Annotated in this window: 9 protein-coding genes; all 9 read left to right on the forward strand. The window is 54.5% G+C overall.

Going from position 1 to position 13220, the window contains the following annotated elements; all coding sequences use genetic code 11:
• Positions 1 to 25: 25 nt before the first annotated feature.
• The 9 genes from ACSEXS_RS03110 to fabD (ACSEXS_RS03150) all read left to right on the forward strand — a co-directional run bounded on the left by ACSEXS_RS03110 (position 26) and on the right by fabD (ACSEXS_RS03150) (position 13211).
• A complete protein-coding gene (locus ACSEXS_RS03110) occupies positions 26 to 3661 on the forward strand; it encodes a non-ribosomal peptide synthetase (RefSeq protein WP_438431724.1) in 3636 nt (1211 codons plus the stop codon).
• A gap of 70 nt (positions 3662 to 3731) precedes the next feature.
• Entirely contained in the window at positions 3732 to 4547 is an 816-nt protein-coding gene (locus ACSEXS_RS03115) for a 3-hydroxyacyl-CoA dehydrogenase family protein (protein ID WP_438433068.1), read from the forward strand.
• A 21-nt stretch (positions 4548 to 4568) separates the two neighbouring features.
• On the forward strand, positions 4569 to 4811 hold the full coding sequence (locus ACSEXS_RS03120) for an acyl carrier protein (protein WP_438431725.1): 243 nt from the start codon (positions 4569 to 4571) through the stop codon (positions 4809 to 4811).
• Between the two features lie 27 nt (positions 4812 to 4838).
• Positions 4839 to 5966 (forward strand): acyl-CoA dehydrogenase family protein, encoded by a 1128-nt coding sequence (locus tag ACSEXS_RS03125; protein WP_438433069.1) that lies wholly within the window; start codon positions 4839 to 4841, stop codon positions 5964 to 5966.
• Positions 5967 to 5990: 24 nt separating this feature from the next.
• Complete coding sequence (locus tag ACSEXS_RS03130; protein ID WP_438431726.1) at positions 5991 to 7058, forward strand: HAD-IIIC family phosphatase; 1068 nt, start codon at positions 5991 to 5993, stop codon at positions 7056 to 7058.
• 41 nt (positions 7059 to 7099) lie between these two features.
• Entirely contained in the window at positions 7100 to 8377 is a 1278-nt protein-coding gene (gene fabD / locus ACSEXS_RS03135; RefSeq protein WP_438431727.1) for an ACP S-malonyltransferase, read from the forward strand.
• Positions 8378 to 8457: 80 nt separating this feature from the next.
• Positions 8458 to 9519 carry a hypothetical protein gene (locus tag ACSEXS_RS03140; protein WP_438431728.1) on the forward strand — a complete coding sequence of 354 codons (1062 nt, stop codon included), beginning with the start codon at positions 8458 to 8460 and terminating at the stop codon, positions 9517 to 9519.
• Between the two features lie 21 nt (positions 9520 to 9540).
• A complete protein-coding gene (locus ACSEXS_RS03145; RefSeq protein WP_438431729.1) occupies positions 9541 to 11955 on the forward strand; it encodes a non-ribosomal peptide synthetase in 2415 nt (804 codons plus the stop codon).
• Complete coding sequence (gene fabD / locus ACSEXS_RS03150; RefSeq protein WP_438431730.1) at positions 11952 to 13211, forward strand: ACP S-malonyltransferase; 1260 nt, start codon at positions 11952 to 11954, stop codon at positions 13209 to 13211. The genes ACSEXS_RS03145 and fabD (ACSEXS_RS03150) overlap by 4 nt, the downstream gene beginning before the upstream one ends.
• The last annotated feature ends 9 nt before the right edge of the window (positions 13212 to 13220 follow it).

The following is a 13220-nucleotide window of genomic DNA, read 5'->3' on the forward strand; positions in this document are numbered from 1 at the left end:
GCTGGTTAAAAGGGGGGATGATTCCATGCAGACGGAAGCGTTGATGGGGAACCTGCTGCTGACCAGCGGCAAGTATAAGGAAGAGCGGGACTATTGGAGCCGCAAGCTGGATGGGCGCTTGGAGATCACCGGCTTTCCGGCGGATGGTCCGGCAGACGCTATGCGCGCAGGTACTGCTAGAGCCGCTTATCCGATTCCCGAGGAAGTGGCGGACAAGCTGAATCAAGTCAGCCGGCATAACCAGGTAGGGCTCTATATTCTGCTGGTGACGGGGGTTCAATACCTGCTGCACCGGTATGTGGGCACGGAGGAAGTGGTTATCGGCATGCCGCCGCCCTCATCGGCGGAGCTGGTCCAACCGAATCAACCGAACCAACCGATCCAAGAAGCCCGCCACACGATGCCGATTATCACGACGATGCGGGCGGACTGGACGTACCGGGAGCTCCTCACGGACGTGACCCGAAGCGTGAAGGAAGCCCGAAAGTACGGGCATTTCCCCCTGGCCATCCTGTCGGAGCTGGCGGGCCATAGGACCGACGGCGAGGAGGCTCCATCCTTCAAAACCGTTGTATCGCTGGATAGCTTGCATGGGCCAGCAGGGATCAGCGAGGAACAGGCCGATATGCGCTGGACCTTCAAGACCCGTGAGGGCAGCTTGGACCTTGAGATCGCTTACAACAAAGCCTGCTTTTCCGACGGAATGATTCGAGGTGTTTTTGCCCGGCTGCTCCGGTTTTTTCGCCAGGTTCTCGATAACGGAGATGTCGGGCTGAGAACGGTGCGGCTGCTGGCGATGGAAGAGGAGCGGCAACTGCTGCATGACTTCAATGACACCGCTGCAGCGTATCCCAGGGAGAAGACGATCCAGGATTTGTTCCGCCAGACCGCAGCCCGCTGCCGGAGCCAGACCGCCATCCAATGTGGCGGGCACCGGCTGACCTACGGAGAATTGGATGCGCGGTCCGACCAGGTGGCCGGTTATTTGAGGCAAAGGGGAGTCGTGCCCAACCAGGTTGTAGCCGTCATGGTGGAGCGGTCTGTGGAGCTTCTGATTGCCATCCTTGGAGTGCTGAAGGCAGGGGGAGCTTATCTCCCGCTGGACCCTGAATATCCTCGCCAGCGGCTCGAGTACATGTTGGAGGACAGCGGTGCGGCACTGCTGCTTACGTTGGACGGCCTTCGGGAGCGGGTGGACTTCGCCGGGGAGATCATGGATTTGAAAGCCTTCGATTGGCTTGATGCATCTCCAGCCGCTCCACTTGCCCCTGTGGCGGATTCGTCTCATTTGGCGTATCTCATCTACACGTCAGGCTCAACTGGAAAACCCAAGGGCGTCATGATCGCCCAGCAAGCGGTTGTTAATTTCATCTATGGCATAGCGGGCCGCATTCCCTTCACTCCCGGGAAGACCATCGCGGCGCTGACGACCGTTTCCTTCGACATCTTCGTCCTGGAAACCCTGCTGCCGCTGACCCTGGGACTGCAAATCGCCATGTCGACGGGGGAGCAGAATCAAGACCCGGCGCTCCTCTGGCGCATGCTGGCTCAGCACCAGGTGAGCATGCTTCAGGCAACCCCCTCCAGGATGAAGATGCTCTTGAATAAGGAGGAAGGCATCCGGCAGCTTCAGGGGATCACCGAGCTCATGCTTGGAGGGGAAGCCTTCACCCCAGGGCTCTTGGACCGGTTGAAGCGGGAGCTGCCCCAAACCAGAATTTACAATATGTACGGCCCGACAGAGACCACCGTATGGTCAGCGATGAAGGACCTGACGCAATCACCTGGCATTACCCTTGGCACACCGATCCTGAATACCCAAATCTATATTTTGGACCCGTGGCACAGGCTCATGCCCGTTGGTATCCCTGGTGAGCTGTGCATCGCGGGCGATGGCCTCTCGGAAGGATATTGGAAGAACCGGGAGCTGACGAGTCAGAGGTTCGTCCTGAACCCCTATACGGGGAAGCTCATGTACCGGACCGGGGATTTGGCCCGCTGGCTGCCAAACGGGGAGCTCGACTGCCTGGGCCGAATGGACGATCAGGTCAAGATTCGGGGCTACCGGATCGAGCTTCGTGAAATTGAACAGGTGCTGACAGGCTGCGAGGGCGTCGAGGAGGCAGTAGCCATTGTCAGAACCGATAGCGAGGGCAACCGCAGCATCTGCGCTTATTTCACCTCAACCGTCCTGGTCGATATCGACCAGCTGCGAAGCCAAGCCGCCAGGGTTCTTCCGGATTACATGCTCCCTTCCTTCTACATTCAATTGGATGCATGGCCGCTGACGCCCAACGGCAAGATCAACAAGAAGGCACTGCCCGACCCGGCTGCCCACCTATACGCTGCCATGCCGTACGTTCCGCCGGCTAATGCAGCGGAGGAGCAGATGGCTGCCATTTGGAGGTCGGTCCTTGATCTGGACCAGGTGGGAGTTCTTGATCACTTCTTCTCCATCGGCGGTCACTCCCTCAAGGCTTTGAAGCTGGAGACCGAGCTGGAGAAGCATCACATTCCCTACCAGATCAATGATATTTATGAATATCCTACCATCCGGGAATTTGTCTCCCGTCAAAAAATCACAGGTGGCCATTCCATCATTCGGGGGGAGAAGCAGGAGATGCACGAAACGATAACCGCCTCAGCCAGCTTGGTAACCATTGAGCGGGTCGACGAACTGGTTCCGTATAACGACTTGTTTTATCGAAAGTGCTTTTATAACTCACTCTTCTCGATGCTTGCGTATTACGGACAAACGATTCTGCCGATTTTCGCCAGCGATATTGTGGCGTATACCTTCGATGAGAAGCGGCTGATTTTCGATGTGAAAAGCGTGAATGAGAAGACCATCGAGAGGGTTCTTGCCGACATGGGAATCGTGCTCGAGGCGAAACCGTCGGGTGAGCCCATCATCGATAAGCTGCGAGCTTCCATCCGGCACAATCGGCCCGTGGTCATTTGGGTAGACTGCTTCTACGAACCGCTTCTGTCCGATACGTTCCATAAGCAGCATATTCCCCACACATGGCTGGTGATCGGATATGACGATGCCCAGGAGCAGTTTTTGATTGTTGAGAAGGACCACCTGGAGAGCTTGACCTATGAGAAGCGTTGGATCAGCTATCAGGATGCGGTACGTTGCCATGACGGCTACAAGGAGCTGCTGAAGACCCTGCCGGCCTATGATATGGCTCCCTACTACGAGCTGTATGCCACAGCCGACAAGCCGCAGCCTCACGAGGATTATGCCAAGCTCTATATCGAGAATATGCGGGCTTACCGGGAAGTCGTGCTTGGCGGGATGAAGGTGCTGACCTTTGCCGTGGACGTAATGAAAACTATTTTGTTGGATGAAAAGCTGACTCGGCTTTATGCCGCAGGGGTGATGAATATCCTCACCCACATTATCAATAGCAAGATTGTGGAGAAGCACAAGGCCCAGAGGCTGCTGGCGTCTTATCCGGAGGTTGAACAGTGGATCGAAGCATGCATTGAACGGTGGGGAAAAATCAGAAGGCCGGTGGCCAAGTACTTGTTTACCGATACTTACAAGGCGCTGTCCATGCAGAAGCTGACTGCCGAGCTGGATGAGGTGTGTTCCGTGGAGGCCGTCTACCTGGATAACGTGTATGCCCTTCTGGACCAGTTGGTTCCCATGTGAGCCGAGGAGCTAAAAACAAGAAAGGGGAGATTTACAGGTGAACAAAGTAGGGGTTATCGGCGCGGGGGTCATGGGCAGTGGAGTGGCCCAGAGCCTGGCGCAATCCGGCTTGCAGACGGTGCTGGTGGATCTTTCGGAGGAGAAGCTGCAGCAATCCCGTGCCTCCATCTCGGAGCAGCTTCGGTTTCGAAGCCTGTTCCAGCCGTCAGCCAAGGATGTGGAGCCGTCTGATGCCGTAATGGATCGGATCACCTTCACAACGGACTACGAGCTTGTTGCGGATGCGTCCTTCATCATCGAGAACGTCACCGAAAACTGGGAGGTGAAGAAGGAGGTCTATGAGAGGTTGGATCCCTTATGCCACGAGGAGACGATCTTTATGGTCAATACATCCTGCATCTCCATCACCAAGGTTGCCTCGTTGACCCGCAGGCCCGACAAGGTTATTGGCACCCACTTTATGAATCCTGTCCCGGTCAAAAAAACCGTGGAGGTCATCCGGGGCTACCATACGTCCGAGGCGTGCATTGCATCGGTAGGCTCGCTCTTGGAGCAGATGGGAAAGGACATGATTGTGGTCCAGGATTACCCGGGATTTGTCAGCAATCGCATCTCGCATTTATTCATGAATGAAGCGGCTTACGTAGTTCAAGATCAGGTCGCTTCACCGGACGAGGTGGATGAGATTTTCAAGAAGTGCTATGGACATGCCATGGGACCGCTGGAAACAGCGGACCTGATCGGCCTGGATACCGTTGTCCACTCCCTCACCGTTTTGTATGAGAGCTTTCAAGACTCGAAATTCCGCTGCTGTCCTCTATTAAAGAAGATGGTGGATGCCGGTCTCTATGGCCGCAAGAGCGGACAAGGCTTCTATCAATACTAATCCAACGAAGGTGGGTTGAACATGGAACAAACCAAGGAAAAGATCAAAGGCTTTCTCTCCAGATTCTTCAGAAAACGTGAATTGCAGGATGATGAGGACATTTTTGCCCTGGGCTTCGTGAACTCCCTGTTTGCCATGCAGCTGGTCATGTTCCTGGAAAAAGAATTCTCCGTCCGAATCGAGAACCAGGACATGGACATGAACCACTTCAGAACCATCAACAGCATTGCCGATCTGGTGCACGGGAAGCTGCAAGTCCAATAAACCATAACGAGGTGAATCATCTTGAAGATGGAATTAACACCTGAACAGGAACGCAGCAAACATGAATTCCGGACTTTTGTTGATGAAGAGATTATTCCATTCGCAGAAAAGAATGACCGGGAGGAGCGAATCGACCCCTCCGTGATTGATAAGGTGATCAGCAAAGGGTACCTGGGCTCCATGCTGCCCCGCCAATACGGCGGATTGGACATGGACCAGGTTACGCTGGGCATTTTGAATGAAGAGATTGGGCGAGGCTGCTCCTCTGTTAGAAGTCTGCTCACCGTACATGGCATGGTCGGGCTGGCGATTTTGCGCTGGGGCACGGAGGAGCAAAGGCAGCATTGGCTGCCCAAGCTGGCGAAGGGCGAGCTCTTATCCGCCTTCGGATTAACGGAGCCGAAGGTAGGCAGCGATGCCAAGAGCATCGAAACCACCGCTGTAGCGGATGGGGATGATTACATCCTGAACGGAACCAAGAAGTGGACGACTCTGGGACAGGTGGCGGACTTGTTCCTGATTTTCGCCCGATGTGAAGGCAAGCCGACGGCATTCCTGGTGGAACGGGGGACGCAGGGCTTCTCTACCAAGCCAATTACGGGGCTCATGGGGGCCCGCGCCTCTTCCATCGCCGAGATTACCTTAGAGGATGTTCGGATCCCGAAGGCCAACATCGTTGGGCAGGTAGGCATGGGCTTATCCCACGTTGCCATGACCTGTCTGGATTATGGCCGCTATACCATCGCCTGCGGCTGTGTCGGCCTAGCTCAGGCCTGCTTGGAGGAATCCGTGAAATACGCAAGAAAACGGAAGCAGTTCGGATCCCCGCTTAGGGAAAATCAACTGATTCAGAAGATGATCACCGAGATGGTGGTCAATGTGAAGGCTGCCCGATTGCTGTGCTACAGTGCAGGCTCGATGAAGGAGCTTGGCGACCCGGACAGCATCATGGAAACCTGGTCGGCCAAATATTTCGCCTCGCTTATGGTGAACAAGGTAGCCAGCGATGCCGTCCAAATTCATGGAGCCAATGGCTGCTACAGCGGTTACCCGGTGGAACGGCATTACCGGGACGCCAAGATCAACGAGATCATTGAAGGCACCACGCAAATGCATGAAGTATTAATCGCCATTAACGCATTTCGTACCATCTAAACCAAGGTGTGAGGAGGGTAGTACATGATCGTTCACATCAATGACCCAATCGTCAAAGAGCTGACCCCATCGAAGAAGATCAAGTGCTTGGTATGGGATCTGGACAATACCCTTTGGGAGGGGGTGCTGCTGGAGGACAAAGAGGTGGTGCTGAGGGAGGGAGTCGTTGCGATCATCCGAACCTTGGACGAGCGGGGCATTCTGCAATCTATCGCCAGCAGAAACGAGCATGATCTGGCCATGGAGAAGCTGAAGGAGTTCGGCTTGGACGAGTATTTCCTGTATCCCCAGATCAACTGGAACAACAAGTCATCCTCGGTTCAACAGATTGCCCGCTCTATCAATATCGGCATGGATACGATGGCGTTCATAGACGACCAGCCCTTCGAATTGGAGGAGGTCGCGTTCCATCATCCCCAAGTCCTCTGCATCAACGCCTCCCGGCTGGGCCAACTGACGGAAATGCCTCAATTGAAACCAACCTTTCAAACGGAGGACTCCCAAAACCGCAGGAAGATGTACATGAGCGATATAGTGCGGAACCAGGTGGAGGAGGCCTTTGATGGCTCCCAGGAGGATTTTCTGTCTTCCCTGCAGATGAAGCTGACCATCTCCCAAGTGAAGGAGAATGACCTGCAGCGGGCGGAGGAGCTGACCGTCCGGACCCATCAGCTGAATGCAACCGGATATACCTATTCATACGAGGAACTGGATCATTTCCGAAGCTCGGACAAGCACAAGCTGCTTATTGCGGGGCTGGAGGATAAGTATGGGACCTATGGCAAAATCGGCTTGACGCTGCTGGAATGCGAAGAGGAGATTTGGACCCTCAAGCTTCTGCTCATGTCCTGCCGTGTCATCTCCCGAGGAGTCGGCACCTTGATGCTGGGTCATGTGATGCGGCTGGCCAAGGAGGCTCATGTGAGGCTGCGGGCCGAATTCGTATCCACCGACCGGAACCGGATGATGTACATTGCCTACTCCTTCGCTGGCTTCAAGGAAGTCGAAACCAAGGATGGCCTTACGATCTTCGAGAACGATCTGAGCTTGATTCAACCCATACCGGAGTACATTGACGTGATCGTTGAATAGCACGCTTTTACGAGGACTCATTCAAAAAGGAGTGTTTCACCATGGAAAAAATTGTGTTCCTGTTTCCCGGTCAGGGATCGCATTTCGTCGGAATGTCCAAAGGCATGGTCGATCAGTTCCCTATCGCCAGGCAGACCTTCGAGGAAGCCAACGATGTGCTGGGCTTTGATCTGACGAAATGCTGTTTTGAGGGTCCTCTGGCCGAGCTGACGAAGGCGGAGAATGCCCAGCCAGCCATTCTGGTCTCCAGCGTCGCAGCCTTCCGGGTCTACATGCAGGAAATTGGCATTGCCCCGCAGTTTTGTGCAGGCCATAGCCTGGGCGAATATTCCGCCTTGACCTGCGCCGGGGCCATCCGGTTCGAGGATGCGCTGCGCATCACCCGGTACCGGGGGAAGCTGACGGATGAGGTTGTCCGTACAGGTACAGGTGCCATGACCATTATTGATGGGGTAGAGCAGCATGTGGTGGAGGAAGAATGCAAACGGCTGACAGAGCAAGGCCGATATGTGGCCATTTCCTGCTACAACGCTCCCAACCAAACGGTCATTGCCGGGGACGCCGAGGCGGTGATGGAGGCGGAGGTGAAGCTGCTGGAGCAGGATTGCCAGGTTACGCCGCTCATTGCCAGCGCCCCGTTCCATTCCCGCTTGATGCAGCCGGTGGCGGATTTGATGCGGGAGGAGCTGAAGAAGTACACCTTCGGATTCTTCAAATACCCGGTCATCAGCAATGTCAACGCCCAGCCGCTCAGCCAGCCGGAGCTGGTGCTGGATAATCTGGCCAACCACCTGGTCAAGCCCGTCCAATGGCAGGAAACCATGTCCTACCTCAAACGAAAAGGTGTCACCCTTGCCATTGAAATGGGAGCCAAGAACGTCATGACCAACCTGCTCAAGGTGAATACCCAAGGCATCGAAGCCTTGTGCTACGGGATCAAGGACGACAGCCATAAAGTCGAAACCATCCTATCCGCCTATCCGAACCTAAGGAAGCACATTCCAACCGTCGTGACCAAATGCCTGGCTGTCGCTGTGTCCACACCGAACCGGAACTGGAACAATGAGGAATACCAGGAAGGCGTCGTGCAGCCGTACCGGAGAATCCAGGAGATCCAGGATCGTCTGGATCAAACGGGCGGCAACCCATCGGTGGAAGAGATGAAGGAGGCGCTCCAGCTTCTGTCCATCATCCTGAACACCAAGAAGGTTCCTGAACTGGAGCAGACCCGCTGGATGAACCAAATCATTGATGAAACCGGTACCTATTACACGCTGAAGGATGTCTCACTGTCCGGGTCGTTAGTTGGCACGCATTGATTATCCCCAGGTTGAAGGCATTTTCGTGTGACGAGGTGCTTTCAGCCTGCAAAAGGAACTTAAGAGGAGTTGTCGAGGCCATGGACAAATTTGTGCTGGAAGCGGAACCGTTCAATGGGATCTGGTTGAACTGTGTAAATAACAACTTGATTTCTATGATGCTGAATGTAGACCCCTCCTTCAAAGAGATTATGTTTTACATGCAGGTGAAGTACTTCAAGTGCAAGTTTGATCAGGAATTTGCTTCGGATGAGGCAAAAGTCCGCATGGTGGCCGAAGGCAATATGACTCCCTATGTGAACTACTTTAGTGACATGATGTACCAGTTTTTTGACTACAAAAAAGAGAGCTTTAAATCCAATGACTTTTCGGGTTTGCAGGATTGCCTGAAAGCGGCTATTCGCGAAGGCAGCTATGTCTTTTTGGAAATCGACCGGTTCTTTTATCCCAACGGCAGAGAAGCCGGAAACTTTCACATGGTCCATCCTGTGTTTATTCATGGATATAACGATAGGGAAGAGGTCTTCTATGCCATTGAAGATTGCTTGAATCCCGGCGTTATGGAGCATTATGTGCTCCCTTATTCGTCCGTGAAGCAGTCCCTGGAGTATTTCATTGGCCAGGGGGAGGAAATGTCCGCAGGCCTATGCAAGCCACGTGCCAAAGAAGCGTTCGAAGGCTTTTTTCAGGATAAAACCATCCCGCTCCTAGAAGCAAAAAAAATGGCCGCCGACCTGTTGGCAAACGAGATTATTTACCTCGAGAATTACGATTTGTACTGTGATACCGGGCTATCCAGCCTGGACTTATTCCATAATGAGTTAGAGCTGCTGATGAACAAAATGCAGGAAAGAAGCATGTTTGCCCTTCGAATGCTGTCGTTTCAGCAAGTGCACAAGCGCAACCAGGATTTGCTGGAGTACTTCGAAGCCCATAAACTGGTGGACCCCAAGGAGTCCCGCAAGCTGAGGCAGCGGTATCAAGAGATCCAGCAGGAATGGGGGTTCTTCAAGAACAAATCCCATTATTTGCTGGAGAAGCATGGCGGGCAATTGAACTGCCAGCCTCTGAAGGAGACGCTCAGCAGCATCAGAGCGCTGGAGGAAACCGCTGCAGGCAAGCTGCTGAACCTTTGCCAATAGCTGGAGAGGGGTCTACACGAAATGAGCCTAATGGATAATTTCTATAAAACCCGCCTCCGTGCGGGCAAGGATACCTACCGTGAATATCCATCGGAGAAAACCATACATGAGCTGTTTGAGGAGCAGGCGGAACGAACGCCGGACCGAACGGCCGTAAGCTTCAAGGGAAAAAGCCTCACCTACCGGGAACTGAACAGCCAAGCCAACCAGCTTGCCCGAGTCATCAGAAGAATGGGGATCTTGCCGGATCATATCGTTGCGTTGATGGTGGACCGTTCCTTGGACACGCTGGTTTCGATTTTGGCGATTCTGAAGGCCGGCGGGGCGTTTTTACCCATTGATCCTCATTTCCCCAATGCGAGAATCGATTATATGCTAAGCGACAGCCAGACTCGCCTGCTGATCACCCAAAGGACGCTGCAGGCGAAAGTAAACGAGGTCTACACCGGCCAAACCATTATTTTGGACGATGAGGTGGCTTCCCACGAGGATACCTCAAACCTTCCTCACACGGGAGATAGCCGCTGCCTGATGGATGTCATCTATACATCCGGTTCCACAGGAAAGCCCAAGGGGGTCATGATTGAACACCGGGCGGTTCATAATTTTATCGTCGGGATGACCGACGTGATTGATTTCGATCCTGACTACACTATCGTATCGTTGACTACCATATCCTTTGATATTTTTATCCTGGAAACGCTGCTGCCGCTGACAAGGGGCATGCGGATCGTGATTGCGGACCCGAGGGAGTTCCATGCCCATGTGGGGAAAGAGCGCATCGATATGCTTCAGACGACCCCTTCGACCATGCTGCTCCTGCAGAATGACGAGGCGAACCTTAAGACGCTCCGTGATCTGAAGGTTATCATGCTGGGCGGGGAGCCCTTCCCCACCGTCTTGCTGGAGAAGCTGAAGGACATCACCGGGGCACGCATCTATAACATGTATGGGCCAACGGAGACGACGATTTGGTCCTCGGTAAAGGAATTGACCCATGAGCAAGAAATCACGATCGGCTGGCCCATTGCCAACACGCAGTTTTATATTTTGGATCCAAACCGGACCCAGCTGCCCCCAGGTGAAATGGGGGAATTGTATATTTCCGGGGACGGTGTCGCACGGGGATACCTGCATAAGCCGGAGCTCACGGGTGAGCGATTTGTGACCCAGCACATCGGGGATGCGGAAGTCATCATGTACCGGACAGGGGACTTGGCTCGGCTGACGGAGCGGGGGGAATACACGTTTCATGGCCGGGTGGACAACCAGGTGAAAATCCGGGGCTTCCGAATGGAGCTGGGGGAAATTGAGGAGCGCCTCAGCCGGTTTGATGGGTTGAAGGAATGCGCCGTAACGGCCCGAGAGAATAAAACCGGGGAGAACTATTTGGCGGCCTACTACGTGGCAGATGAACCCATTGAGGCTTCGCAGCTCATCAGACACTTGGCCAAGGATTTGCCTGAGTATATGATTCCCGGATTTTATATCCGCATGGAGGCCATTCCGCTGACTCCCAACGGGAAGCTGGACCGGCGTTCCCTGCCGGAACCCGACAGCAGCAGGCCTATGCTGGAGACCGCTTATGTCTCTCCAGCTACAGCCATTGAGAAACAGCTGGTGGAGCTGTGGGGAGAGATCCTTGGGCTCGACCTGATTGGCGTCCATGACAATTTCTTCGAGCTGGGCGGCAATTCCATTCTCCTGTCGGTCATGCATGTGGAGATCAAGCGCAGGATGGACGAGCAGCTGACCCTGCCGGACTTATTCTCTTATCCAACCATTGCCAAGCTGGCTGACTATATGATGAGTAGCCGCAGCACTAGCCCGGCCGCGAGGAGCACGGCCGTTTCCCTCCCCCGCTCCTATGGCGGATACGACCCCGCAGGCCCATACGCGGGGTTGAAGTACCGGCTGGCCCAAGGCGATTACGCCGGACTGCTGAAGATATGCAGTTTCCAGGGCGTAGAGCTTCTTGATGTCTTGGCTGGTGTTTGGGGCTATATCCTCTCGGAAGTGAGCGGCACGAAGCAAATCCCTATCAACGTGCTGTGCAAGGATAGGGAGCAGGTTCAGCTTCAGGCCATCCCTGTCGATTACGGACAGTCCCGCGACCTGAGTCAACTGTTTACTCTCTTTCACGAAGCCCGGCAGGCTGCTGGAGCAGACCTGCTTCCGCTGGAGGCTATGCGCCATGTGATTCCCCAGGGGGAACAGGTCTACCCAATGGTATGCCTAGCGGACGGCCTGCAGGAGGACTTCGGTCGTCTGTTCGGAGTGGCTGTGGGTTTTCGTCAGGAGGCAACCCAGGGTGAGCTCCTCTTCAAGTATGACGGCAGCCGATTCGGCGGCGGCAGGATGAAGGAGCTGCTGACGACCTATATCAAGGCGTTGAAGGCCATTTGTACAATTTATCAGAAAAGGTGGAGCCAATGAAGAAACGGGCGTTGCTGTTCCCCGGTCAAGGGTCCCAATACGTGGGCATGGGCAAAAACCTGTATGAAGACAGCCTGACGGTGCGGAACGTCTTCGACGAGGTTAGTCACTCCCTGGGCATAGACATGGCCAAGCTGTGCTTTGAGAGCAGCCCCTCGGAGCTGATGAAGACCGAGAATACCCAGCCGGCGATTCTTACTGTGAGCGTGGCGATGTTCCAAGCGTATAAGGAACGCGGGGGAATCGAACCGGCCTTTCTCGCCGGCCACAGCTTGGGGGAAATCTCCGCGCTGGTATGTGCGGGTGCTATTACGTTAAGCGACGCAGCGCACCTCGTAAGGCAGCGGGGCCGGTTCATGCAGGAGGCCGTTACCCTCGGCACAGGGGCGATGGCTGCCATTCATAATCTCGATGTGGAGCTGATCGAGCGAGAGTGCCAAGCCCGGCAGAACGCCGGAACGACCGTCGTGATCTCCAACTACAATGCGCCCTTGCAAACCGTAATTTCAGGGACGGCCGACGGGGTTGAAGCCGTATGCGCCGCATTGAAGAAGCTGGGTGCCAAGGCGGCTCCCTTGAATGTCAGCGCCCCGTTCCACAGTCCGCTGATGAAGGCGGCAGCCGAGCAATTGAAGCAGGAATTGGAGAAGGTCAGCTATCATCCGATGAAATGGCCGGTCATCTCCAATGTCACCGGGCTGCCTTACCGGGACGTCTCATCCATTCCGGACAGCCTGTACCAGCAGATGGCTCAGCCGGTCCAATGGGTGTACACGATGAAGTACTTGGTGCAATCCGGCGTAACGGCTGTTGTGGAGATTGGACCGAAGGATGTATTGAAGAAGCTTACGATGAAGAACTGCCCCCAGCTCGAAGCTCTTGCGTTCGACAAGACGGAGGATCTGCCCGATATTTTAGAGTCCGCTTCTTCCTCTCATCAAGTCCACGGCGCAAGCAAGCTCAAGCTATTGACCCGGTCTCTGGCCATTGCGGTCTGTACGCCTAACCACAACTGGAACCAAGAGGAATACCAGGCTGGGGTGGTTGAGCCGTACAAGCGTCTGGAAGCGGTTGTGGAGGAACTGGAGAAGAACAGCCTGGAGCCCACGGAAGCGCACATGACCGCAGCATTGGAGATGCTTCAATCCGTATTTCGCACCAAGCAAACGTCGGAGGACGAGCAGAGCGAACGATACCAGCAGCTGATGTATGAATTGGACATGGAAGCGTTCATACGAGACAAGCTGTTTAAGTGAGGATTCCAT

The sequence above is a fragment of the Gorillibacterium terrae genome, from assembly GCF_051594785.1.
Lineage (GTDB): Bacteria > Bacillota > Bacilli > Paenibacillales > NBRC-103111 > Gorillibacterium.